Source organism: Streptomyces sp. NBC_00286 (assembly GCF_036173125.1).
In the GTDB taxonomy this organism is placed as follows: domain Bacteria; phylum Actinomycetota; class Actinomycetes; order Streptomycetales; family Streptomycetaceae; genus Streptomyces.
In genome coordinates this window covers 7,965,642-7,988,075 of sequence record NZ_CP108054.1, presented here as the reverse complement: position 1 = coordinate 7,988,075, position 22,434 = coordinate 7,965,642, and the positions used below count along the sequence as shown (strand labels likewise).

25 protein-coding genes are annotated in these 22,434 nt (G+C 69.0%); 9 read left to right on the top strand and 16 right to left on the bottom strand.

The features are described from left to right. Positions 1–9 precede the first annotated feature (9 nt). The 4 genes from dapD to OHT21_RS36070 form a co-directional block, all read right to left on the bottom strand. Positions 10–999 carry a 2,3,4,5-tetrahydropyridine-2,6-dicarboxylate N-succinyltransferase gene (gene dapD / locus OHT21_RS36085; RefSeq protein WP_328772464.1) on the bottom strand — a complete coding sequence of 330 codons (990 nt, stop codon included), beginning with the start codon at positions 997–999 and terminating at the stop codon, positions 10–12. 508 nt (positions 1,000–1,507) lie between these two features. After that, positions 1,508–2,044, bottom strand: a complete 537-nt coding sequence (locus OHT21_RS36080; RefSeq protein WP_328772463.1) for a TetR/AcrR family transcriptional regulator — start codon at positions 2,042–2,044, stop codon at positions 1,508–1,510. A 31-nt stretch (positions 2,045–2,075) separates the two neighbouring features. Next, positions 2,076–2,396 carry a DMT family transporter gene (locus OHT21_RS36075; protein WP_328772462.1) on the bottom strand — a complete coding sequence of 107 codons (321 nt, stop codon included), beginning with the start codon at positions 2,394–2,396 and terminating at the stop codon, positions 2,076–2,078. Between the two features lie 57 nt (positions 2,397–2,453). After that, on the bottom strand, positions 2,454–2,819 hold the full coding sequence (locus tag OHT21_RS36070; protein WP_328772461.1) for a VOC family protein: 366 nt from the start codon (positions 2,817–2,819) through the stop codon (positions 2,454–2,456). Positions 2,820–2,956: 137 nt separating this feature from the next. Here OHT21_RS36070 and OHT21_RS36065 point away from each other — a divergent pair, with 137 nt between their 5' ends. Beyond that, positions 2,957–4,729, top strand: coding sequence for a hypothetical protein (locus OHT21_RS36065; protein WP_328772460.1), 1,773 nt, complete (start codon positions 2,957–2,959; stop codon positions 4,727–4,729). A 301-nt stretch (positions 4,730–5,030) separates the two neighbouring features. Further along, positions 5,031–5,978 carry an AbfB domain-containing protein gene (locus OHT21_RS36060; RefSeq protein WP_328772459.1) on the top strand — a complete coding sequence of 316 codons (948 nt, stop codon included), beginning with the start codon at positions 5,031–5,033 and terminating at the stop codon, positions 5,976–5,978. Positions 5,979–6,054: 76 nt separating this feature from the next. Here OHT21_RS36060 and OHT21_RS36055 read toward each other — a convergent pair whose 3' ends face one another. The 8 genes from OHT21_RS36055 to OHT21_RS36020 form a co-directional block, all read right to left on the bottom strand. Beyond that, positions 6,055–6,387 (bottom strand): metal-sulfur cluster assembly factor, encoded by a 333-nt coding sequence (locus OHT21_RS36055; RefSeq protein WP_033317897.1) that lies wholly within the window; start codon positions 6,385–6,387, stop codon positions 6,055–6,057. After that, positions 6,384–6,851, bottom strand: coding sequence for a Fe-S cluster assembly sulfur transfer protein SufU (gene sufU, locus OHT21_RS36050; RefSeq protein WP_328772458.1), 468 nt, complete (start codon positions 6,849–6,851; stop codon positions 6,384–6,386). Before sufU ends, OHT21_RS36055 begins: the two co-directional genes overlap by 4 nt. Before the next feature lie 15 nt (positions 6,852–6,866). Continuing rightward, positions 6,867–8,123, bottom strand: coding sequence for a cysteine desulfurase (locus tag OHT21_RS36045; RefSeq protein ID WP_328772457.1), 1,257 nt, complete (start codon positions 8,121–8,123; stop codon positions 6,867–6,869). Next, a complete protein-coding gene (gene sufC, locus OHT21_RS36040; protein WP_328772456.1) occupies positions 8,120–8,884 on the bottom strand; it encodes a Fe-S cluster assembly ATPase SufC in 765 nt (254 codons plus the stop codon). Before sufC ends, OHT21_RS36045 begins: the two co-directional genes overlap by 4 nt. 7 nt (positions 8,885–8,891) lie before the next feature. Next, positions 8,892–9,209 carry a non-heme iron oxygenase ferredoxin subunit gene (locus OHT21_RS36035; protein WP_165340025.1) on the bottom strand — a complete coding sequence of 106 codons (318 nt, stop codon included), beginning with the start codon at positions 9,207–9,209 and terminating at the stop codon, positions 8,892–8,894. 5 nt (positions 9,210–9,214) lie between these two features. After that, positions 9,215–10,396 carry a Fe-S cluster assembly protein SufD gene (sufD, locus tag OHT21_RS36030; RefSeq protein ID WP_328772455.1) on the bottom strand — a complete coding sequence of 394 codons (1,182 nt, stop codon included), beginning with the start codon at positions 10,394–10,396 and terminating at the stop codon, positions 9,215–9,217. Positions 10,397–10,499: 103 nt separating this feature from the next. Next, positions 10,500–11,921, bottom strand: a complete 1,422-nt coding sequence (gene sufB / locus OHT21_RS36025) for a Fe-S cluster assembly protein SufB (protein WP_328772454.1) — start codon at positions 11,919–11,921, stop codon at positions 10,500–10,502. Next, the gene (locus tag OHT21_RS36020; protein ID WP_328772453.1) at positions 11,918–12,652 is read right to left on the bottom strand and encodes a helix-turn-helix transcriptional regulator; all 735 of its coding nucleotides are present in this window, start codon (positions 12,650–12,652) and stop codon (positions 11,918–11,920) included. Before OHT21_RS36020 ends, sufB begins: the two co-directional genes overlap by 4 nt. A 230-nt stretch (positions 12,653–12,882) precedes the next feature. Between OHT21_RS36020 and OHT21_RS36015 the strand changes: the two genes are divergently transcribed. The 4 genes from OHT21_RS36015 to OHT21_RS36000 are packed head-to-tail and all read left to right on the top strand — an operon-like array spanning position 12,883 to position 16,001. Continuing rightward, the gene (locus tag OHT21_RS36015) at positions 12,883–13,275 is read left to right on the top strand and encodes a response regulator (protein ID WP_328772452.1); all 393 of its coding nucleotides are present in this window, start codon (positions 12,883–12,885) and stop codon (positions 13,273–13,275) included. Further along, entirely contained in the window at positions 13,275–13,649 is a 375-nt protein-coding gene (locus OHT21_RS36010) for a response regulator transcription factor (protein WP_328772451.1), read from the top strand. The genes OHT21_RS36015 and OHT21_RS36010 overlap by 1 nt, the downstream gene beginning before the upstream one ends. Continuing rightward, positions 13,646–13,855 (top strand): hypothetical protein, encoded by a 210-nt coding sequence (locus OHT21_RS36005; protein ID WP_328772450.1) that lies wholly within the window; start codon positions 13,646–13,648, stop codon positions 13,853–13,855. The genes OHT21_RS36010 and OHT21_RS36005 overlap by 4 nt, the downstream gene beginning before the upstream one ends. A gap of 52 nt (positions 13,856–13,907) precedes the next feature. Next, positions 13,908–16,001: a sensor histidine kinase gene (locus OHT21_RS36000; protein ID WP_328772449.1), complete on the top strand. Its 2,094-nt coding sequence runs from the start codon at positions 13,908–13,910 to the stop codon at positions 15,999–16,001. 24 nt (positions 16,002–16,025) lie between these two features. On the opposite strand, the gene OHT21_RS35995 is transcribed toward OHT21_RS36000, so the two are convergent. Next, positions 16,026–16,943: a glycoside hydrolase family 16 protein gene (locus OHT21_RS35995; RefSeq protein ID WP_328772448.1), complete on the bottom strand. Its 918-nt coding sequence runs from the start codon at positions 16,941–16,943 to the stop codon at positions 16,026–16,028. Between the two features lie 253 nt (positions 16,944–17,196). Between OHT21_RS35995 and OHT21_RS35990 the strand changes: the two genes are divergently transcribed. The 3 genes from OHT21_RS35990 (at position 17,197) to OHT21_RS35980 (ending at position 19,981) form a co-directional block, all read left to right on the top strand. Beyond that, positions 17,197–18,120 carry an ABC transporter ATP-binding protein gene (locus tag OHT21_RS35990; RefSeq protein WP_328772447.1) on the top strand — a complete coding sequence of 308 codons (924 nt, stop codon included), beginning with the start codon at positions 17,197–17,199 and terminating at the stop codon, positions 18,118–18,120. A 50-nt stretch (positions 18,121–18,170) separates the two neighbouring features. Continuing rightward, the gene (locus OHT21_RS35985; protein WP_328774349.1) at positions 18,171–18,887 is read left to right on the top strand and encodes an ABC transporter permease; all 717 of its coding nucleotides are present in this window, start codon (positions 18,171–18,173) and stop codon (positions 18,885–18,887) included. An 83-nt stretch (positions 18,888–18,970) separates the two neighbouring features. Next, the gene (locus OHT21_RS35980; protein ID WP_328772446.1) at positions 18,971–19,981 is read left to right on the top strand and encodes a COX15/CtaA family protein; all 1,011 of its coding nucleotides are present in this window, start codon (positions 18,971–18,973) and stop codon (positions 19,979–19,981) included. Positions 19,982–20,039: 58 nt separating this feature from the next. Here the strand turns inward: OHT21_RS35980 and OHT21_RS35975 are convergent, their stop codons facing one another. From OHT21_RS35975 to OHT21_RS35965, 3 genes are all read right to left on the bottom strand, one after another. Then, positions 20,040–20,792, bottom strand: a complete 753-nt coding sequence (locus tag OHT21_RS35975; protein WP_328772445.1) for a nucleotidyltransferase domain-containing protein — start codon at positions 20,790–20,792, stop codon at positions 20,040–20,042. 29 nt (positions 20,793–20,821) lie between these two features. Next, the gene (locus OHT21_RS35970) at positions 20,822–21,928 is read right to left on the bottom strand and encodes an amidohydrolase family protein (protein WP_328772444.1); all 1,107 of its coding nucleotides are present in this window, start codon (positions 21,926–21,928) and stop codon (positions 20,822–20,824) included. 108 nt (positions 21,929–22,036) lie between these two features. Further along, positions 22,037–22,411: a hypothetical protein gene (locus OHT21_RS35965; protein WP_328772443.1), complete on the bottom strand. Its 375-nt coding sequence runs from the start codon at positions 22,409–22,411 to the stop codon at positions 22,037–22,039. Between the last annotated feature and the right edge of the window lie 23 nt (positions 22,412–22,434).

Here is a 22,434-nt window from a genome sequence, read left to right as displayed (position 1 = left end):
GGTGTGGAGCTAGTTGTGGCTGTGCAGGATGTCGTTCAGCCCGCCCCACGCCGCATTGTTCGGCCGCGCCTCAACGGTGCCGCTGACCGAGTTGCGGCGGAAGAGGATGTTCGAGGCGCCGGAGAGCTCGCGGGCCTTGACGATCTGGCCGTCGGGCATCGTGACGCGGGTGCCGGCGGTGACGTACAGGCCCGCCTCGACCACGCACTCGTCGCCGAGCGCGATCCCGACGCCCGCCTCCGCGCCGACGAGGCAGCGCTCGCCGATGGTGATGCGGACGTTGCCGCCGCCGGAGAGGGTGCCCATGGTGGAGGCGCCGCCGCCGATGTCCGAACCGTTGCCGACCACGACACCGGCGGAGATACGGCCCTCGACCATCGACGTGCCGAGCGTGCCGGCGTTGAAGTTCACGAAGCCCTCGTGCATGACCGTGGTGCCCTCGGCGAGGTGCGCGCCGAGGCGGACCCGGTCGGCGTCGGCGATGCGTACGCCCTTGGGAGCCACGTAGTCCGTCATGCGCGGGAACTTGTCGACCGACGTCACCGCCAGGTGGAGGCCCTCGGCGCGGGCGTTGAGCCGGACCTTCTCGAGGTCGTCGACGGCGACCGGGCCGAGCGAGGTCCAGGCGACGTTGGCGAGGTGCGCGAACATGCCGTCCAGGCTCTGGCCGTGCGGCTGAACCAGTCGGTGCGAGAGCAGGTGGAGGCGCAGGTACACGTCATGCGCGTCGATCGGCTTCTCGTCGAGCGAGGCGATGACCGTACGGACCGCGACCACCTCGACGCCCCGGCGGGCGTCCGGGCCGACCGCCGCGGTAGCGCCTCCGCCGAGCAGCTCGGCGGCCCTCTCGGCGGACAGCCGTTCCGTACCGGACGGGCCGGGGTCGGCGACGAGCTCCGGCGCGGGGAACCAGGTGTCGAGAACGGTGCCGTCGGCGGCGACCGTGGCGAGGCCGGCGGCGACAGCGCCGGTGGTGCGAGAAGCAGTCGTGTCGGTCATGAGGGAAACCTAACCGGCCGGGGGCGCGAGGGGCCAACCGGTGCGCCCGGCATCTCACGTGCCGGGCGCATCAACGTTGGTGTCAGGGACGCTCTGCTGTGTCGTGCCGAGCTTGTCACCGTTCCTGGAGACTGAGCGGGAGTGAGTCCTGTTGCCAGAACTCATGCTCGGCAGTCAGCCCTTTGAGCCGGTCACGGATCGCCACTCCCGAGGGGCCAGGGACCACGAACGGCGCCGCAACCTCCCGCAGCCCACCCATCCCTTCCCCCCCGTCCCAGCACCTCCCGAAGAACCCGTCACCTCCCCCAACGACCACCACCGGAAAAGGTCACGCATTCGACAAGGGAACCTTCGTTCCGGCCCATGCGGCCGCACAGGCCACGGCCCGGACACTCAAGCATGTGCGCCAGAACACGCCCGCGCGCCGTCAATCGCCAGCAGTCCGCACCCCCTGTTCCCCGGTGGACCGAGGAAGGTTCACGGCTCACACGCCCCGCGCAGCGAAAGCTCAGGGGATCACGCGGGCCAGCACGTCACGGGCGTACTCCTCGTCGTATTCCACTCCCGTGAGCAGCACCTGGAGGCAGATGCCGTCCAGCAGCGCGACCAGGGCGCGGGCGGTGACCTGGTCTGTGCGGCGGGCGATGCTGTCGGCGAGGTCCTGACACCATTCGGCGGCTACGGGGCGCAGGGCGGGGCGGCGGAGGGCGGCGAGGTAGAGCTCGTACTCGAGCTCCACTCCCGTACGGTCGCCTGCCAGCCACTCGCCCACCAGGCCGGCAAGTTCGGCGGCGACATCGCTCTCCGGGTCCTCCAGGGCGCCGCGCGCGACGACCAGCTTGGCGAAGCCCTCGTTCGCCTGTCGCAGGGCGGCGACCATCAGCTCGTCGAGCGTCTTGAAGTGGTACGTGGTAGAGCCCAGCGGAACATCGGCCTCGGCCGCGACGGAGCGATGGCTCAGCCCGGCTATGCCCTTGGCGCCCACGACCCGGATGGCCGCGTCGATGATCCGCCGGCGCCGGTCGGGGTCGTAACGCCGGGCCATCAGCGCACGCCCCTCATGCCATGGCGGCCCATCAGTGCCCCCCGCCCAGGTGCAGCACCACCACGCCGACGATGATCAGCACGATCCCGGCCGCCTTCGCCGCGTTCAGCCCCTCCCCCAGCCACACGATCCCGATCGCCGCGATGGCCGCCGTGCCGACTCCGGCCCAGATCGCGTACGCCGTGCCGACCGACACGGTCTTCAGCGTCTGCGCGAGCAGCACGAAGGAGATGACGTAGCCGACCCACGTCCCCACGGTGGGCCACAGCTTGGTGAACCCGTGGCTGTACTTCATGGCGGTCGTGGCGGCCACCTCGGCCGCGATGGCGGCCATGAGCGTTGCGTATCCCATGCGTACGAGCGTACACATCGATGCGTACGCCCGTACATAAGCGGGATGGGACGGGTTTCAGTCGAGGAGCGTCTTCTTCGGCCGCAGTACGCAGAATTCGTTGCCCTCGGGGTCGGCGAGAACGGTCCAGGTCACGTCCTCACCCTGGCCGACGTCGACCCGGCGCGCCCCGAGTGCGAGCAGCCGCTTGACTTCGGCCGCCTGGTCGTCCGGCGTGAGGTCGATGTGCAGCCGGTTCTGAGTCGTTTTGCGTTCGTCGATGGGCAGGAAGCAGATCCCCGGCAGCGCGTCGGGGGCGGACGCGATGACGACCTCCTCCTCGGACTCGAACACCACGCGCCAGTCCAGGACTTGACACCAGAAGCGGGCCAGCGACAGCAGATCGTGTGCCTGTACGGCGACTTGATACCAGCGGACAGCCATACGACGCAGTCTCCCCCGGCCGCCCCACCCTCGCCACCAGACCGGGCGGCGGTGTTGTACGGATCCGCGCAAGGCGCGCCACCGCTTGCGCGTATTCCGTTGTAGAGCCGGTGAGTTACCGCTGGTTAGGTGCGGTCATGAGCAAAGGAGCCGCACATCGCAACAGGCCCTGGACGCGTGCACTGGCCGCCGGAGCGCTGGCCGCGGCGGCGCTGACCGTGGCGCCGTCGGCGGACGGGACAACCGGCCGTACGGAGACCACCGTGAAGTCCACGTCGCCGGTCACCGACGTCATCGAGACCGAGGTGTCGGTACGGATCCCGCTGCCGGCCTCGGTCGGCAGCCACCCGGCGCGCTGCGACTGGCTGTCGTATCTGCGCTACCGGTCATCGGACGGGCCGTCGAAGTCCGCCGACGCCGACCGGATTCTGGTGGCCCAGCCGGGCATTCTGGAGGGCGCGGGCGCCTTCGACAGCGTGGCCCGGAACACGGTGAGGGCGGCGGCCGAGAAGGGCCGGCACATCGAGTTCTGGGCGCTGGACCGGCGCTCCAACTGCCTTGAGGACAACGCCGGGATCGCAACGGGTAACTCCGTCAAGGCAGTTGACTACTACTACGGCGGCAAGCAGGTCGACGGGCGTAAGTTCGACGGCTTCGTGACGAGCGATCAGGCGGGCTGGCTCGCCGACGTCGGCCTGGAGCAGACCGTACGCGACCAGTACGACCTGCTGTCCGCCGAACTGCCAGGCCAGAAGCTGCGCAAGGAGAAGGTGCTGTGCGGCGGGCATTCGCTGGGCGGCGTCCTCACCGGAGTCTTCGCCACCTGGGACTTCGACGGGAACCCGGCGACGAAGGCGGACGCGGGCTTCAACCAGTGCGCCGGCTACTTCGCCCTGGACACCACGATCTCCACCTCGCTGGACGACCTGAACGGTACGCCGTCCGGCGGAAACGGTCCCGGCGGGTCCCTGCTGCCGGGGCTGATCCCGGACACGAGCATCGGTTACGCCGCCGTACAGGCCGGGCTGCGCACCGGAGTTCTGCCCCGTTTCCTCGCGCTGCCCGCGGTGCTCAACCCCGAGACGATGAACCTGCTCGCACTGAGCGGCCTGGCGGCCCGCCAAGCGCCCGACGCCGAGTCCGCGCTGCTCGACTCGGTCCCGTCGAACACCAACATCGAGACGACGGGCCGCATGCTCTTCTCCAAGAACTCCGAGGTCTTCCTGAAGGGCAGCCCGACCATCCGCGACTTCCGGCTCACCAACGAGGCCGTGCTGGGCGCCTTCATGGACGACCACTCGGCACCGCTCGCCTTCATCCAGACGAGCGTGGGCTTCTTCGACAGCGCGGGCGGCGCCGACGGCGGTGGCGGCGGTGGCGGCCGGATCGTGGACAAGAACTTCCCCGTCTCGAACGATGCCCCGGCCCAACCAGCCCTCTTCGGTACGGAGTTGAAGGCCATCCCGGATGAACCGGGCGGCCCCCTCTACACCTGGCGCAACTACGACCGGGTGGGCGCGGCCGACGACCCGGTGTACCGCTCGGCCAATGGCGCCCCGTTCACCGCCGCCGCCAAGGAGGTCACGGACATCGGGGAGTTGGCCCGCAGCCTCTCCGAACAGCCGCTGGACTTCACGGAGGACTACTTCCCGACCCGGCTGGTCACGGACATCCAGCTGATCGACGATCCGCAGCTCGCGCGCAAGCTGGTGCACAAGGAGGGCCTCACCGCGAACCCCAAGGTCACGTTCATCGCGGGCGACGGCATCCTGGCGGACCACATTCCGCAGGACGAGAACCCGGTGGTCCTGCCGGGCTACCAGCACCTGGACGTGCTCACTGCGGCGCCGGTCCAGAACGACGGAAGCCGGGAGCGGATCGCCGCCGGACTGTCGTCATTCGCCCGCTGACGTCACGTCATGTCCCGTGCGCTGCCTGCGGGGAGCGCACGGGACGGTGCAGGTCGGAGGGCCAAGTCAGGGCAATTTGCTTCAGGTTATGAAATTGTTCTCTGCGTTTTGAAACCGCTCTCTGAAACGTCTGCTCAGAACGCGCCGGGTCCACTACTGTTTCCACGTCGCGCACCGGAGTCCCCCGGCTACAGCCGGATGTTCCGGACGCCGCGACCTCCGCTTCCTCTCGTGTTCCGCCCCTGGCGAGAACACATGACCAATCCTCGTTCGCCTCAAGGCGACGCTGGAGGAACAGCGCATGCCAGACAGCAAGCCCGGACCCGGTCCGGACCAGCCCGCGCCCGAGCCGAAGGGTGCGCAGGCTCGCCCCCCACGTGCCGCTGCCCGTACGGCCGATCCGAAACTCCCCGCCGCCGCGGAAGCGCCCCCGAAGGTATGGGAGACAGGCGAGGACCTCGACGGTGGCCGCATACCCGGGACGCGCCGCCTCTACCTGGCCGGCGTACTGGCCGTGGCGGTGCTGGCCTCCACGGTGACCGCGATCGCGATCCTCGACCAGACCGAGGACAAGGAGTCGCAAGGGCCGCAGACCACCTCCGCCTCGCAGCCGGTCGTCCCCGACTTCACGCCTCCCGAGGGCCCCACCACGGAGCCCAGCGGAAAGAGCGGCCTCGCCTCACCGCAGCCGAGCCCCGAGGAAGCCGCCTCGGACGGCAAGGGCGACTCCTCCGAGGAGCAGGGGCGGGCCTCCAAGCCCATCAAGCAACCCCCGAAGCCCTCCGCCCCCAACAAGCCCCCGGCCAAGCCGCCGGCCTCCACCTCGCTGAAGTCGGTCCAGGCGGTCAACTACCCCGACCGCTACTGGCACTTCAGCGACGGCACCGGCCGTCTCGACCAGGTGAGCTCCGGCAGCTCCGCCGAGACGCGGCAGGATTCCACCTTCACGCTCGTGCCCGGCCTCGCCGACTCGAACTGCGTGTCCTTCTCCACGGGCGACGGCGGCTATGTCCGCCACCTCAACTTCCAGCTCCGTACGGGCCGTCATGACGGCTCGGAGCTCTTCAAGAAGGACGCCACCTTCTGCCCGCGCCCGTCCTCGCACTCCGGCGCCGTGATGCTGGAGGCGGTCAACTTCCCCGGAAGCTTCGTGCGCCACCGCAACTTCCAGCTCCGTCTTGAGCGGTACGAGCACAGCGGTCTCTATCGGGCCGACTCGGCGTTCCGGCTGGTCGATGGCCTGAGCTGAGCCGACCGACAGAAGTGATCCCAAACGTGTGGGGGCCCCGGCAGCTGCCGGGGCCCCCACACACGTATATGCGAACTCAGACGTTGAACCCGAGCGCCCGCAGCTGCTCACGCCCATCGTCCGTGATCTTGTCGGGGCCCCACGGGGGCATCCAGACCCAGTTGATGCGGAGCTCGCTGACGAGGCCGTCCGTGGCGGACTTGGCCTGGTCCTCGATGACGTCCGTCAGCGGACAGGCCGCCGAGGTCAGCGTCATGTCGAGCGTCGCGATGTTCGCGTCGTCGATGTGGATGCCGTAGATCAGGCCGAGGTTGACGACGTCGATGCCCAACTCGGGGTCGACCACGTCGTACAGCGCCTCGCGGACCTCTTCCTCCGAGGCCGGTTTCATCTCAATGGTCTCGCTCATGCCGTCTTCCTTTCGGCGTCGGCCTCGCCCAGGGCCTGGGCCGTCGCATCCTTCCAGGCCATCCAGCTCAGCAGGGCGCACTTCACACGGGCGGGGTACTTGGAGACCCCGGCGAACGCGACCGCGTCCTCCAGAACCTCCTCCATCGCGTCGTCCGGCTCGAGGCGGCCCTTGGACTGCATCAGCTCCAGGAAGGTCTCCTGGATCTTCTGCGCCTCGGCGAGCTGCTTGCCGACGAGCAGTTCGTTCAGTACGGAGGCGGAGGCCTGGCTGATCGAGCAGCCCTGGCCTTCGTAGCTCACGTCAGCGATCTGCGTGCCCTCATACTTCACGCGCAGCGTGATCTCGTCACCGCACGTCGGGTTGACGTGGTGCACCTCGGCATCGCCATCCCGCAGACCACGCCCGTGCGGGTGCTTGTAGTGGTCCAGGATGACTTCCTGGTACATCGAATCCAGCTTCACGACCCAGCCAGCTCCTCAGCCGAAGAAGTTCCGTACGTAGTCCAGGCCTTCCACGAGTGCGTCGATCTCACCCGGCGTGGAGTACAGATAGAACGACGCTCGCGTGGTCGCAGGAATTCCGTATCGGAGGCAGACGGGGCGGGCGCAGTGGTGGCCGACCCGGACCGCGATGCCTTGTTCGTCGAGGACCTGGCCCACGTCGTGGGGGTGGATGTCGCCGAGCGTGAAGGAAATCGCGGCGCCGCGTTCCTCGGCCGTGGTGGGGCCGATGATCCGCAGGTCGGGGACCTCCGACAGGCGCTTGACCGCGTACTCGGTCAGCGCGTGCTCGTGGGCCCAGATCTTCTCCATGCCGATGGAGTTCAGGTAGTCGATCGCCGCGCCGAGGCCGACCGCCTGCGCGATCGGCGGCGTACCGGCCTCGAACTTGTGCGGCGCCGGCGCGTATGTCGACGAGTGCATCGACACCGTCTCGATCATCTCGCCGCCGCCGAGGAACGGGGGCAGGTCCTCGAGGAGTTCCTGGCGTCCCCACAGGATGCCGACGCCCGTCGGGGCGCACATCTTGTGGCCGGTGAACGCCACGAAGTCGGCCTGGAGTGCCTGCACGTCCAGCGGCATGTGCGGCGCGGCCTGCGAGGCGTCGATGCAGACGAGGGCGCCGACTTCCTGCGCCCGGCGGATTATCGCCTCGACCGGGTTGAAGGTGCCGAGGATGTTGGAGACCAGCACGAAGGAAACGATCTTCGTCTTCTCGGTGATGATCTCGTCGATGTTGGAGAGGTCGAGGCGGCCGTCGTCGGTCAGGCCGAACCACTTCAGCTTCGCGCCCGTACGCTGCGCCAGCAGCTGCCACGGGACGATGTTGGAGTGGTGCTCCATCTCCGTGATGACGATCTCGGTCTCGTGGTCCACGCGGTAGGGCTCATCGGCCCAACCGAGCATGTTGGCCACGAGATTGAGGGACTCGGAGGCGTTCTTGGTGAAGATCACCTCGTCGCGGCTGGGCGCGTTGATGAACTCCGCGACCTTGTCCCGCGCGCCCTCGTACAGCGCCGTGGCCTCCTCGGCGAGCACATGCACACCGCGGTGGACGTTGGCGTTGTGGCGCTCGTAGTACTCGTTCAGGGCGTCCAGTACCTGGCGCGGTTTCTGCGAGGTCGCCGCGTTGTCCAGGTACACCAGCTTCTTGCCGTCGTGGACCTGTCGGTCCAGGACGGGGAAGTCCTTGCGGATCGCCTCTGTGTCGAGGAGGCCCGGCAGCAATGTCACGCGGATACGCCACCCTTCGTGTATGCCTCGTACCCTTCGGCCTCGAGCTTGTCGGCGAGCTCGGGACCGCCGGACTCGGCGATGCGGCCGCCCGCGAAGACGTGGACCTGGTCGGGCTTGATGTAGCGCAGGATGCGCGTGTAGTGCGTGATGAGCAGCGTGCCCACCTCGCCGGTCTCCCGGACGCGGTTGACGCCCTCGGAGACGACCCGGAGCGCGTCGACGTCGAGGCCGGAGTCCGTCTCGTCGAGGATCGCGATCTTCGGCTTGAGCAGCTCCAGCTGAAGGATCTCGTGGCGCTTCTTCTCACCGCCGGAGAAGCCCTCGTTCACGTTGCGCTCGGCGAAGGAGGGGTCCATGTTCAGGTGCTGCATGGCCTCCTTCACCTCCTTGACCCACGTACGCAGCTTGGGGGCCTCGCCGCGGATGGCGGTGGCGGAGGTACGGAGGAAGTTGGAGACCGAGACGCCGGGGACCTCGACCGGGTACTGCATCGCGAGGAACAGGCCCGCGCGGGCGCGCTCGTCGACGGACATCTCCAGGACGTCCTCGCCGTCGAGGGTGACGGTGCCCTCGGTGATCGTGTACTTGGGGTGACCCGCGAGCGAGTAGGCGAGCGTCGACTTGCCGGAGCCGTTCGGGCCCATGATGGCGTGCGTCTCGCCCTGCTTCACGGTGAGGTCGACGCCCTTGAGGATCTCCTTCGTGGCGTTGTCGGCCTCGACGGTGACGTGCAGGTCTCGGATTTCAAGCGTTGCCATGGGTGCCTCAGGACTCCTGGGTGAGGGAGACGAGCACGTCGTCCCCTTCGATCTTGACGGGGTATACGGGAATGGGGCGGGTCGCGGGAAGGGCGTCGGGTTTCCCGGAGCGCAGATCGAAACGCGAGCCGTGCAGCCAGCACTCGATGTGGCAGTCGTCCACCTCGCCCTCCGACAGCGAGACGTTCGCGTGCGAGCAGATGTCGTGGATCGCGAACACCTCGCCCTCGGTCTGCACGACGGAGACCGGCGTGCCGTCGAGTTCCACCCGCTTCGGGGTGTCCTCCTCCAGCTCGCTCAGCCCACAGGCGCGTACGAACGCGATGGCCATCAGACCGACGCCTCCAGCTCCTCGTCGATCTTCACGAGCAGCCGCTCCTCGATGTCGTCGACACCGATCTGCTGGACCAGCTCGGCGAAGAAGCCGCGCACGACGAGACGGCGGGCCTCGTCGGCGGGGATGCCGCGGGCCATCAGGTAGAAGAGCTGCTCGTCGTCGAAGCGGCCGGTGGCGCTGGCGTGGCCCGCGCCGACGATCTCGCCGGTCTCGATCTCGAGGTTCGGTACGGAGTCGACCCGGGCGCCGTCGGTCAGGACCAGGTTCCGGTTCATCTCGTACGTGTCCGTGCCCTCGGCCTTGGCCTCGATCAGCACGTCGCCGATCCACACCGCGTGCGCGTCGTCGCCCTGGAGTGCGCCCTTGTAGGCGACGTTCGACTTGCAGTGCGGGGTGTTGTGGTCGACGAGGAGGCGGTGCTCCTGGTGCTGGCCCGCGTCGGTGAAGTACAGGCCGAAGAGCTCGGCCTCGCCGCCGGGACCGGCGTAGGCGACGCGCGGGTGGAGGCGTACGAGGTCGCCGCCGAAGGTGACCACGAACGACTTGAAAGTGGCGTCGCGGCCGATCAGCGCGTTGTGCTGGCCGACGTGCACGGCCTTGTCGTCCCAGTCCTGGACGGAGATGACGGTCAGCTTGGCGCCGTCGCCCAGGACGTAGTCGACGTTGGCCGCGAGTACCGCGTCACCGGTGTGGTCGATGACGACGACGGCCTCGGCGAAGGCGCCGAGCTCGACGACCTGGTGGCCGTAGGCGGTGCCGCCCTCGCCGTGCACGGCGACACGGATCGGCTCGGTGAGCACCGTCTCCTTGGGGACGGTGATCACGCCGGCCTGCTCGAACGCGGAGTACGCCTGGGCGGCGACGCGGTCCACCGGGGTGCCCGCCTTGCCGATGCGGGCGTCGTCACGGCCGACGGTCTCGACGGTGACGCCTTCGGGGGCCTGCACGTCGACCTTCACGCCGGTGCCGGTGGCGACGGCGGTGCCGTCGTGCAGCCCGCGCAGCCGCTCCAGCGGGGTGAACCGCCACTCCTCCTCGCGGCCGTGCGGGACCGGGAAGTTCGCCACGTCGAAGGACGGGGGCGCGCTCATGCGCGTGGCGACGGTCGACTCGGCGGCGACCGCGATCTGGCCGGCCGTGGTGGAACCCACGGGGATGTTCTGAGCCTCAGCCATGGCTGTCGGTCTGCTCTCTTCCTACGTAATGAGTCTTCGGGCTGCTGGTGGGGGGCGGATCTGCCGCCCCCCTAGACGTCCTGGACGTCGGACCGGAGGCCGGTCAGCCGACCGCGCCCTCCATCTGCAGCTCGATCAGCCGGTTGAGCTCAAGCGCGTACTCCATGGGCAGTTCCTTGGCGATCGGCTCGACGAAGCCGCGCACGATCATCGCCATCGCCTCGAACTCGCTCAGACCGCGGCTCATCAGGTAGAAGAGCTGGTCCTCGGAGACCTTGGAGACGGTCGCCTCGTGGCCCATGGACACGTCGTCCTCGCGGACGTCCACATACGGGTACGTGTCGGACCGCGAGATCGTGTCGACGAGCAGCGCGTCACAGAGCACGTTGGACTTCGAGCCCGCGGCGCCCTCGCCGATCTCCACCAGTCCGCGGTACGACGTACGGCCGCCGGCGCGCGCCACCGACTTGGAGACGATGTTGGAGGAGGTGTTCGGCGCCATGTGGACCATCTTGGAGCCGGCGTCCTGGTGCTGCCCCTCGCCGGCGAAGGCGATGGACAGGGTCTCGCCCTTGGCGTGCTCGCCCATCAGGTAGACGGCGGGGTACTTCATCGTCACCTTGGAGCCGATGTTGCCGTCGATCCACTCCATGGTCGCGCCCTCGTAGGCGACGGCGCGCTTGGTGACCAGGTTGTAGACGTTGTTCGACCAGTTCTGGATGGTCGTGTAGCGGCAGCGGGCGTTCTTCTTGACGATGATCTCGACCACGGCGGAGTGCAGCGAGTCCGACTTGTAGATCGGCGCCGTGCAGCCCTCGACGTAGTGCACATAGGCGCCCTCGTCGACGATGATCAGCGTCCGCTCGAACTGGCCCATGTTCTCCGTGTTGATCCGGAAGTAGGCCTGGAGCGGGATCTCCACGTGCACGCCCTTCGGCACGTAGATGAAGGAGCCGCCGGACCACACGGCGGAGTTCAGCGAGGCGAACTTGTTGTCACCGACCGGGATGACCGTCCCGAAGTATTCCTTGAAGAGCTCCGGGTGCTCCTTCAGGGCCGTGTCGGTGTCCAGGAAGATGACGCCCTGCTCCTCCAGGTCCTCGCGGATCTGGTGGTAGACGACCTCGGACTCGTACTGGGCCGCGACACCGGCGACGAGGCGCTGCTTCTCCGCCTCCGGGATGCCGAGCTTGTCGTACGTGTTCTTGATGTCCTCGGGCAGGTCCTCCCAGGACTCCGCCTGCTTCTCCGTGGAACGTACGAAGTACTTGATGTTGTCGAAGTCGATGCCCGACAGGTCCGAGCCCCAGTTCGGCATGGGCTTCTTCTCGAACAGGCGCAGGCCCTTGAGGCGGAGCTTGGTCATCCACTCCGGCTCGTTCTTCTTCGAGGAGATGTCGCGTACGACGTCCTCGTTCAGGCCGCGCTTGGCAGAGGCACCGGCTACGTCGGAGTCGGCCCAGCCGTATTCGTACGTGCCCAGGCCCTCGAGCTCAGGGTGGGCAGTCTCCGTGGGGAGAGTCATGCGGGGTTCCTCCCGGCCGTGCTTGCAGATGCGTTATCGGTGGTCTGGTGGGTTGCCTTGGGGATGAACGTCGTACAGACGCCGTCGCCGTGGGCGATGGTGGCCAGCCGCTGGACATGCGTCCCGAGCAACTGGGAAAAGATCTCGGTCTCCGCCTCGCACAACTGGGGGAACTGCTCGGCGACATGGGCGACCGGGCAGTGGTGCTGGCAGAGCTGCTCGCCCTTCTGCGGAAGGGGAGCGCTGCGCGCCGTAGCAGCGTACCCGTCCGCACTCAGGGCCTTGGCCAGGGCTTCGGTGCGCTTGTCAGGGGTGGCGGCCTCGATGGCCTTGCGGTACGCCCCGGCCAGTGCGGCGCTCCTGGCGCGGGCGAACGCGGCGACGGCCTCGTCACCGCCCTCACGCTCGGCGATCCAGCGCAGCGCGTCCGCCGCGAGCTTGTCGTACGACTGGTCGAAGGCGTCCCGGCCGCAGTCCGTCAGCGCGAAGACCTTGGCGGGGCGACCGCGCGTACGCGCTCCGTAGACGCGCTTCTCACGGGGCTCCACGACATCGTCGGCGACGAGGGCATCCAGATGCCTGCGTACGGCCGCCTGGGTGAGGCCGAGGCGGCCGGCCAGGTCGGCGACGGTCGACGGGCCGTGATCCAGGATGGACCGCGCGACCCGGTTGCGCGTAGAGCGCTCCCCGGTCGCCAGTTCCTCCTGCGGAGCCTGCCCGACGTTTTTCACAACACCATTGTTGCGTAATTCCCGAGAGCGTGACAACCCGCGTCCGAGCCACCCGGCGTGCGGTGCATCACTTAGGCATACCTAAGGTGACCTGCGAGAATGATCTTTGATCGATCAGCGCCTACCCGCGCACATCTGGGGGCCATGTGCTCCATGTGGCGAGAGATCCATGTTGAACCTAATTTGGAAGTAACTGCCCCACTTGACCGCCCTTTTGGATCGGACTGGCGATGGGCTCTGAGCAGGGACTCGTACATGTCCTGGTGATCGAGGACGAACGGGATGTCAGTGCCCTGCTGGAGCGGCATCTCGGTGGCCTCGGGTGCCGTGTGACCGTCGCGGACACCGGTGAGGAAGGGCTGGAGCTGGCGTTCGCCGAGCCTCCGGACATGGTGATCATCGACGTGCTGCTGCCAGGCATCGACGGACGGGAAGTCATCCGGAGACTACGGGCGGACGAGCGGACGAAACGGTGCCACCTCGTCGTCTCGTCCGTGCTCAACCCGGAGGACCTGGTCGAGCTGGCGACGGACGAGCTGCTGGCCAAGCCGTTCCGGCAGCCCGCGGTGGCGCGGCTCGTCGATTCCTACCGAAACCGAAGCTCCGTAGCGCAGGAGGAGTAATGGCTCGTGTCCTGATCGCCGACGACGACGCCGACATCCGGGATCTCGTGGCGTTCAAGCTGGTCCAGAGCGGCCACCAGGTCACAGCCGTGGAGGACGGCATGGCCGCGCTGCGCGTCGTGCGCGAGCAACCGCTGGATCTCGTACTCCTCGACATACGCATGCCGGGGATGTCGGGACTGGACGTCTGCCGGGAGGTCCGCTCCGCGCCCGAAACCGCCTCGCTGCCCGTCATCCTGATCACCGCCCGGTCCCAGGAGGGAGACGTCGAACTGGGCTTCGCGGCAGGCGCCGACGACTACATCATCAAGCCCTTCAGCCCCCGCGAACTGTCCAGCCGGGTCACCGCGATGCTCACCCGGGTCGATCGGTGATCAACACCGCCGTCGTCACCTGGGCACCGCTGTGCCTGCCGGCCTTCGTACTGATGCTGAGCCTGCTGACCATCGCCAAGGCGCTCGGCGTGACCGGCACCATTTCCCGGGCCGCCGAGGTGGCCCCTGCGCTGCGCGAGGACACCGACATCGAGGTACGGATCCGGGCGGCACGGCCCCCGCAGGGGTGGAGTGGGGCCCGATGATGCGCAGCGGATTCGGCACGCCCGAACAGTTCCGGGAGGGCGGTGATCGGCATTGAGGACCACCACCAAGCGGCGCGGTGTGGCACGCCGGCTCACCGCGACCTTCGGACTTCTGATCGTGCTGCTCCTTCTCGTCGGAGCGGGCGCACTGATCACCGCCAGAATGGCGGACAGGCTGCACGATGAGATCGTCGGTCAACTGGCGCCTGTAGTACGCGAAAACCACGACGTGCACGATCGTGCGGCCCATATGCACCGTTCTGTACGCACCTATCTGCTCACCGGCGACACGACGGAGCGCAGCAGCTATGTCCAGGCGCGTGACGAGGCCTTCGCCACCCTCGCCGAGGCCCGGCGGCATGCCCCCGCCGAGGCCCGGCGGAATCTCGCGGCGCAGGAACGTCGCCTACGTGCCTACGTACGCATCGCCGACCAGCAGGCGAAGGCCGCCCCCGGCAGCGAAGGGGCCGTCCGGCTGACCACGCAGGCGGCCCGGCCGTTCGCGGCCTTCGATGCCGCCAGCCACGAGCTGGAGGAACAGCTCAACGCCGACATCGAGCGCCGGGAGGACCGGGCCGAGACGATCCTCGACCTCAGCACTGTGGGCATCGGCGCCCTGATGGCGACAGGCGGAGCACTGGCCATCTACGCGGCGGTACGCACCACCCGCGCCCTCACCCGGCCACTGCAGAGCACCGTTTTGGCCCTGTACCGGCTGGCCTCGGGCGACCACTCGGCGCGGGCGGAGGAGAAGGGACCGGAGGAGATCAAGGCGGTGGCGCGGTCGGTGAATGTGCTCGCCGACGAGAGCGACCGGATGCGGGAGATCGAGCAGGAACGCGCCGAACTGGCCGGGGTCGCACGGGCGGTGGGCATCCACATCCGGGAGCACCTCGACGTGGACAAGGTGCTCGACGCTGCGTGCGCCGGACTCGGCGAGGGCCTGGACGCCGATCACGCCTTCGTCCTGCTCACCGAAAAGGACAGCCCCGTCGTCCGCGTGGCACGCGCCTGGAGTGCGGGCAGAGGTCTGCTCCCCGCGCACGAGCAGCCGATTCCGCCCGTCCCCCTCGAGGTCGTACGCGAGCACTACCGGCGGGGAACGGCCTGGTGCCACAACGATCTGCCCACCGCGCTGACCGAGGGATCACCGCTGCCCGGGGCGCCCGGCCCCTTCGGCGAGGGCGCCCTGCCGCCGGACGCCCGGGCGGCGGCCGAGGCACTGGGCCTGGTCGGCGTGCTCGTCGTCCCGGTCGGCGTCGGTGACCAGCCGCTCGGTGCCGTCTTCCTCGCGCGGACCCGGCAGGACCGCCCCTGGCGCCCGGTGGAGATCGAGACCGCCGAGTTCATGGCCGCCGGTGCCGGCCGCGCGCTGCACACCGCGCTGCTCTACAAGCAGGAGACGCACCTGGTGGAGAAGCTGCGCGCCCTGGACAAGGCCAAGAGCGACTTCCTGTCCACCGTCTCCCACGAGCTGCGCACCCCGCTGACCAGCATCGTCGGGTACCTCGAGCTGCTGAAGGACGAGGAGACCGGGCCGCTCACCGAGCCGCAGCAGCACATGCTGGACGTCGTCGACCGCAACGCCAACCGCCTGCGGACACTCATCGAGGACCTGCTGACCCTCTCGCGCATCGAGTCGGGCGCGTTCAGCTCCAAGAAGGGACCCGTCGACCTGTGCCGCCTGGTGGCGTCGGCGGCCGACGCCATCCGGCCGACCGCCGGGGCCGCCTCCATCACCGTGGAGACGCGACTCCCCTCCCGGCCCCTGGTGCTGCGGGCGGACAGCGACCAGCTCGACCGGGTCCTGATGAACCTGCTGTCCAACGCCGTGAAGTTCACCCCGGAGGGCGGGAAGGTCACCGTCCGCGCCGAAGCCCGGGACCGACAGGCGGTCCTGAGCGTCAGCGACACCGGCATGGGCGTCCCCGCCGACGAACAGGAGAAGCTCTTCCAGCGGTTCTTCCGCGCCTCGAACGCCACCGACGCGGCCATTCCTGGCACGGGCCTCGGCCTGACGATCGTCCACACGATCGTGACGAACCACGGCGGCGAGATCCACGTCAGCTCCGAGGAGGGACACGGCACCACCTTCACCGCCCTGCTGCCGATCGCCGACGCGAACGGGGCGGCCCCTCCGACCTGAGCCGCCCCGCCGTACGCGAACACCTCAGAAAACGGTGTCCTCGAAGGTCACCCCCCGCGTCCGGTAGTCGGTGACGGCGGCCGTCACCTCGGCCGGGGTGAGGATCTGTTCCTTGGCGAAGTACACGTAGTCGACCTTCTCCTCGTACATGCGTGTCTTCCGGCTGCTGATCCCCGTCAGGTTGATCAGCCATTGGTTGAAGCGGATGCTCATCGACGACTCGGGCAGATACGGCTCGGTGTGCCGGGCGAAGAGCCGGCCGTCGAGGTAGTAGGTGACCGCCTCGGTGTCGACCGTGATGACCAGGTTGTGCCACCCGGCGAAACTGGCCCGCTCCTCGGTGGTCGTGTGCACCTCCGCAGGCGGAGTCTCCGAGTACGTCTCCCAGGAGGAAGCGAGCAGCGCACTGCTCGGCCGGCCCCAGCCGCCGTTCGGCAGGTACTCGAAGTCGAGTTCGCTGTAGGCCGGATCCAACGGAAAGTTCAGCGGCGAGATGGTGAAGAACGTCTGCACCATGCGGTCGCCGTCCGGTCCGGTGACCGGTACGTCGCTGAAGCGGACCCGCGCGGCGTACGTGCCGTAGTGGAACTTGCGCTGGTGGTAGATCTCGGTGTGCTGGGTGGTGCTCGCGGTCCCGCTGGTGCCCGATCGCATCGTCATGATCGAGTTACCGGACTCGGTGCCGAACGTGAAGTTCTGCGGCCGCCACGTGGCGCCTGGCACGCCGGGGCCGCCCTGGCCGGACCTGAGGGTCCAGCCGTGCTGGGAGATCCGCGGGTCGGTGTAGCCGGTGTAGTTGAAGTCGTCGAACAGTGCCGGGCCGACGGGCTGAGCACTCGCGGGCGATGAGCCGGGGAGCACGACGAGGGCTGCGCACAGCATCCCGAAGGCGAGGAGGCCGGCGGCGGCTCTCAGCCGTGAGCACGAGGTGCTTCTGATCATGTGTCAACTGCCTTTCTGCGGAAGGGAGAAGACGTCCGCTCCCGCCCTGGGCGGACCATGACAACTGAAGCACCGTCAAAAGATCGCTATATGGCAGTTAGATACGATTCACCCGAACAGCCCAAAGTGCACGGTGTCAGGAGTGCCGTGTCACACCGAGCGGAAGAGCCCGGCGGAGGGGATCGCAGGGGTTCTCAGGGGGTTCACCAACCCGCCCGATCCGGACGCCGGCCGCGTACCTAGACTCGGGACCATGCGAAGCGACCCCGTCGTCCAGGTCCAGGCCCTGGTGAAGCGGTACCGCACGAAGACCGCGGTGGACGGCCTCGACCTGGTGGCCGGGACGGGGATCACCGCCGTACTGGGTCCCAACGGGGCGGGCAAGACGACCACGGTCGAGACCTGCGAGGGGTACCGCAAGCCGGACTCGGGGACGGTACGCGTACTGGGGCTCGACCCGGTACGCGAGGCCGCGGCCCTGCGTCCCCGGATCGGCGTGATGCTCCAGTCCGGCGGCGTCTACTCGGGCGCCCGCGCCGACGAGATGCTGCGCCACGTGGCCAAACTGCACGCGCATCCGCTGGACGTGGACGCGCTGATCGAGCGCCTGGGCCTCGGCAGTTGCGGCCGTACGACTTACCGGCGGCTGTCCGGCGGCCAGCAGCAGCGGCTCGCGCTCGCGATGGCCGTCGTCGGCCGGCCCGAACTGGTCTTCCTGGACGAGCCGACCGCCGGACTCGATCCGCAGGCGCGCCGGGCCACTTGGGACCTCGTACGCGATCTGCGTGCGGACGGCGTCTCGGTGATCCTCACCACGCACTACATGGACGAGGCCGAGCAACTCGCCGACGACGTGGCGATCATCGACGCCGGCCGGGTCATCGCCCAGGGCTCCCCCGAGCAGCTGTGCCGCGGCGGCGCCGAGAACACGCTCCGCTTCAGCGGCCGTCCAGGTCTCGACATAGGTTCCCTGCTCAAGGCCCTTCCGGCGGACTGCACGGCAGCCGAACTGACGCCGGGCGCCTACCGGGTGGGCGGCAAGGTCGACCCCCAACTGCTCGCGACCGTCACCTCCTGGTGCGCCCAGCACGGAGTGATGCCGGAGAAGATCTCGGTGGAACGGCACACCCTGGAGGATGTGTTCTTGGAATTGACCGGCAAGGAGCTGCGTTCGTGACTACGGCCGGTACGTACACCCCGAAGCCGGGGGCGGCCCCGCTGACCCGCATGATCGCGGCGCAGGCTGTCCTCGAGACGAAGATGCTGCTGCGCAACGGCGAGCAGCTGCTGCTGACGGTCGTCATCCCGACGCTGCTGCTCGTGCTGTTCAGCTCGGTCGACATCGTCGATACGGGCGAGGGCGAGGCGGTCGACTTCCTGGCGCCCGGCATCCTGGCGCTCGCGGTGATGTCGACGGCGTTCACGGGGCAGGCCATCGCGACGGGCTTCGAGCGGCGGTACGGCGTCCTCAAGCGGCTCGCCACCTCACCGCTCCCCCGCTGGGGGCTGATGGCGGCCAAGACGCTCTCCGTGCTGGTCACGGAGAGCCTCCAGGTGATCCTGGTGACGGTGATCGCCTTCGCCCTCGGCTGGTCGCCCCACGGCAATCCCCTCGCCGTCCTGCTCCTGCTCGTCCTCGGCACGGCCGCCTTCTCGGGCCTCGGCCTGCTGATGGCGGGCACGCTGAAGGCGGAGGCGACGCTGGCCGCCGCGAACCTGGTCTTCCTGCTGCTGCTCGTGGGCGGCGGGGTCGTCGTACCGCTCGACAAGTTCCCGGACACGGCCCAGTCCCTGCTCGGCCTGCTGCCCATCTCGGCCCTCTCCGACGGGCTGAGGGACGTGCTCCAGCACGGCGCCGGGATGCCCTGGGGGAACCTCGGAATCCTGGCCGCCTGGGGAGTCGTGGGCCTCGCTGCCGCCGCCCGTTTCTTCCGCTGGGAGTAGCGGGGAGTAGCGGGGAGTAGCCCTGAGCAGGGCGGAGCAGCCGCCTCCCCCCTCGTGAAGGCGTGCACAAGCGGCCGCCTACCATGGTGCCCGTGCCGAATCTGACCCGCGCGAACGCCGTCGAGGCCGTGCGCAACCCGCTCGCCTTCATCGCCGAACGCTGGACCCCGAAGCCCCGGACGGTTCAGCGAGCGGCCCTCGCCGCGCTCGTCATGGCGGTGGTCATCGTGGTCACCGGCGGCGCCGTACGGCTGACCGGCTCCGGCCTCGGCTGCCCGACCTGGCCCAAGTGCTCCGAGGACTCGCTGACCAACACGCACGAGATGGGCATCCACGGGTACATCGAGTTCGGCAACCGGCTGCTGACCTACGTCCTGAGCGCGGCGGTCGGCTGGGCGATCATCGCCGCCCGCTCCGCGAAGCCGTACCGGCGCGGCCTCACCCGCCTCGGCTGGGCCCAGTTCTGGATCGTCATGGGCAACGCGGTGCTCGGCGGCATCGTCGTCCTGGTCGGCCTCAACCCGTACACGGTCGCCGCCCACTTCCTGCTGACCTCCGCGTTGATCGCAGTGGCCCTGGTGATGTGGCAGCGCACCCGCGAGAGCGACGCGGCACCGCGCCCGCTGGTCGGCAAGTCGGTGCAGCAGCTCGTGTGGGCCCTGGTCGCCGTCACGGCCCTGCTGATCGCGGTGGGCACGGTGGTCACGGGCGCGGGCCCGCACGCCGGTGACTCGCGGGAGGTCGAGCGCATCCCGCTGGACTGGGAGAACGTCACCAGGCTGCACGCCGTCCTGGCCTGGATCGTGGTGACGCTGGCCTTCGCCCTGTGGTTCGTCCTACGGGCCGTCGACGCCCCCAAGGTCCCCCGCCACCGCACCCGTGACCTCTTCCTGGTGCTCCTCGCACAGGGCGTCATCGGCTACGTCCAGTACTTCACGGACCTCCCCGAGATCCTGGTCGGCGCCCACATGCTCGGCTCCTGCCTGGTGTGGATCGCGACCCTTAGGGTGCTGCTGTCGCTGCGGGAACGGCACGAGGTCGTGGAGGTTCCGGAACCAGGGCAGTCGACGGAACGGGTCGCCACGCGCGCGTAAGTACAAAACGGTCGCCACGCGCGCGTAAAGACGAAAACGTGCTCCACGCGCGCGTGCGTCACGCGTAGGCCCGTACGAGAGTGTCGATCGCCGGCCCGAGATAGGCCCGGGTCAGCTCGGCCCTGCGCACGGTCCACTCCTCACTCGGCGTCGCACCATCGCCCTCGTACCGCCGCCGTCTAATGTCCTCGACGACCTCGACGGGGGCACTGAGTCCCGGCAGCAGCTCCAGCGCCTCCCGTTTGGTGATCAGCCGCCCGTCCTTCAGAGTGACCGCGGCACGGGCGTACGTGACGAGTCCAAGGTCCACCCAGATGTCCTGCGTCCAGTTGCCGACCCGGTCGACCTCCCGCCGCCAGTAGTCCCGCTGGTCCCGTACGACGAAGGCGCTCAACTCACCGTCCGGCACGGGCGGAAGCAGGGCCGCTGGCGCCTCCCCGTGCAGGACCAGCCCGAAGGCGTGCAGCTCACGCCGGGTCACCGGTGTGACCGGCCGTTTGAACAGCTCCTCGTGCGCCCAGGTGAGGTGTCGCCGCCCGGCGCCGTCCGCCGTGCCGGGCGTCAGGTAGCTGCAGTGCAGCTTGGCGACGAGCGCCTCGTTGCGCAGGCGCGCATGCAGCCGCGCCACCCGCCACACCGTGCTCGGCGTGATCGGGTCGTCCAGGACCGCGACCAGGTCCAGGTCGCTGCGGCCCTCCTGGTAGTCGCCACCGCCGAGTGAGCCGTGCGCCCATACGGCGACGGGGGCCAGGTCGCGCAGTTCGGTGAGGAAGCGGTCCAGGAGCCGGTCGGTCGCGTCGCTGCGTGTCATGCCCACAGTCTGCGCACGGTGCGGGCGGCTCACTCCAGCCCGTAGACCCGTCGCGCGTTTCCGGCCGCGATCAGGCCCGCCACCCGCTGTGCGTCGGCCAGCGACCACGCCCCCTCGGCCACCCAGGTGCCGAGCACCCGGGCCAGCGCCTCGCGGAAGAGGCGGGCACCGACCACATGGAGTTCGGGCAGTCCGTGGGCGCCGGAGGAGAAGAGGAGCTTGCCGAAGGGGGCGAGTTCGAGGATCTCGGAGAGTACGGCGGAGGCGCGGGCGCCCGTACGGACGAGGGCGGCGCCCAAGTCGGCGTACACATGCGGGAAGACCTCGGAGAGATGCGCGGCGTGCCGGTGGTACGGGTAGCCGTGCAGCAGGACCAGGTCGGTGCCGAGGCCGGCCGTGGCGCGGGCGAAGTCGGTGAGCAGGACGGGGTCGGTGCGGTCGATGCGCAGGTCCCCTTCGCCGAGTCCCGCATGCAGTTGGAGCGGGCGGCCCGAGGCGACGGCGATCCACAGGAGGTGCCGCAGCAGTACCGGGTCGGACAGGGTGCCGCCGACGCGGCGTCCGGTGAGCCAGCGGCCCGCCGCGCCCCGCACCTCACCGGGGTCCGGCGGTTCGGGCGCCAGCGCCAGACCGTGCCGTACGCCCGCCACCGACGTGAACGCCACCGCGTTGGCCGCCGCTGCGTGCACCGACTCAGCGAGGTTGGCGAGAAACGACTCGACGGTTCCGGAGGTGTCGGCGACCTGCTCGGCGAGCAGTTCCAGGCGGACGATCTCGTGGGCGTCGGCGCCTCCGGCCGAGGCCATCTCGCCGGGCCCGGTCAGATCGCCCGGCAGCCCGGTGTCGACCAGATAGGTCGTGATCCCGCTGCCCCGCAACAGCCTGCGCCCCGACTCCAGCACGCCCAGCTCACGGCGCCGCGCGAGATAGTGGGCGGGCGAACAGTGCGGCTCCAGACCGAGCAGGGGCGGGCACCAGCGGCGTACGGCGAACCCGGTCTGCGTGTCGAAGAAGGTCGTGCCCGCCGCGGGTCTGCCCTCTCCCCCGGCGAGGTGCGCCTCGAAGGTGCCAAGGCCCAGCTCAGTGCGCAACACGCCATGGCAGTACTGGTCCACCAGCGACGGCGTTTCGATCATCGGGACTCCCCCGCGGTTGGGCCCTGCTCTTGCAGGTCCTAACGGGTGAGCCGGTGGTCGGGTGTTGCTCTGCGGAAGCACAGTTCACTGCGCCCCCGCCGGGAAGCGTCAGGTATTGCTCGGGCCGCCCAGCTGGATCCCCGCCATCCGCGTCCACTCGTACGGGCCCGTCTTCACCTTCGCGGCGAACTCGCCGTCGAAGGACTCGTGGACGGTGATGCCGGACTTCTGTGCCGCCTGCTCGGCCATCGCGTAGGTCGGGGCCACCAGGTCGCCCCATTCGCCGTCCTCGCCGACGAGGACGATGCGGGCGCCCCGCTGTCCCAGATACGCGATCTGGCCCTCGGCACCGCCATGGGCCTTGGCGAAGGACGAGATCTGCTTGGTGAGGCGCGCCACACGACGCTCCGCCCCGGTGGCCTTCTTGCCGTCCGCGGCCTCGTCGGCCTGCTGGGTGTCTGCCGTATCTGCCGTGTCTGCCATGGTCAGGATGCTACCGACGGGTA

Coding starts and splice junctions, on each gene's coding strand:
- dapD (WP_328772464.1), bottom strand. CDS start 999: ATGACCGACACGACTGCTTCTCGCACCACCGGCGCTGTCGCCGCCGGC.
- OHT21_RS36080 (WP_328772463.1), bottom strand. CDS start 2,044: ATGGCCCGGCGTTACGACCCCGACCGGCGCCGGCGGATCATCGACGCG.
- OHT21_RS36075 (WP_328772462.1), bottom strand. CDS start 2,396: ATGGGATACGCAACGCTCATGGCCGCCATCGCGGCCGAGGTGGCCGCC.
- OHT21_RS36070 (WP_328772461.1), bottom strand. CDS start 2,819: ATGGCTGTCCGCTGGTATCAAGTCGCCGTACAGGCACACGATCTGCTG.
- OHT21_RS36065 (WP_328772460.1), top strand. CDS start 2,957: ATGAGCAAAGGAGCCGCACATCGCAACAGGCCCTGGACGCGTGCACTG.
- OHT21_RS36060 (WP_328772459.1), top strand. CDS start 5,031: ATGCCAGACAGCAAGCCCGGACCCGGTCCGGACCAGCCCGCGCCCGAG.
- OHT21_RS36055 (WP_033317897.1), bottom strand. CDS start 6,387: ATGAGCGAGACCATTGAGATGAAACCGGCCTCGGAGGAAGAGGTCCGC.
- sufC (WP_328772456.1), bottom strand. CDS start 8,884: ATGGCAACGCTTGAAATCCGAGACCTGCACGTCACCGTCGAGGCCGAC.
- sufD (WP_328772455.1), bottom strand. CDS start 10,396: ATGGCTGAGGCTCAGAACATCCCCGTGGGTTCCACCACGGCCGGCCAG.
- sufB (WP_328772454.1), bottom strand. CDS start 11,921: ATGACTCTCCCCACGGAGACTGCCCACCCTGAGCTCGAGGGCCTGGGC.
- OHT21_RS36015 (WP_328772452.1), top strand. CDS start 12,883: ATGGGCTCTGAGCAGGGACTCGTACATGTCCTGGTGATCGAGGACGAA.
- OHT21_RS36010 (WP_328772451.1), top strand. CDS start 13,275: ATGGCTCGTGTCCTGATCGCCGACGACGACGCCGACATCCGGGATCTC.
- OHT21_RS35995 (WP_328772448.1), bottom strand. CDS start 16,943: ATGATCAGAAGCACCTCGTGCTCACGGCTGAGAGCCGCCGCCGGCCTC.
- OHT21_RS35990 (WP_328772447.1), top strand. CDS start 17,197: ATGCGAAGCGACCCCGTCGTCCAGGTCCAGGCCCTGGTGAAGCGGTAC.
- OHT21_RS35985 (WP_328774349.1), top strand. CDS start 18,171: ATGATCGCGGCGCAGGCTGTCCTCGAGACGAAGATGCTGCTGCGCAAC.
- OHT21_RS35980 (WP_328772446.1), top strand. CDS start 18,971: ATGGTGCCCGTGCCGAATCTGACCCGCGCGAACGCCGTCGAGGCCGTG.
- OHT21_RS35975 (WP_328772445.1), bottom strand. CDS start 20,792: ATGACACGCAGCGACGCGACCGACCGGCTCCTGGACCGCTTCCTCACC.
- OHT21_RS35970 (WP_328772444.1), bottom strand. CDS start 21,928: ATGATCGAAACGCCGTCGCTGGTGGACCAGTACTGCCATGGCGTGTTG.
- OHT21_RS35965 (WP_328772443.1), bottom strand. CDS start 22,411: ATGGCAGACACGGCAGATACGGCAGACACCCAGCAGGCCGACGAGGCC.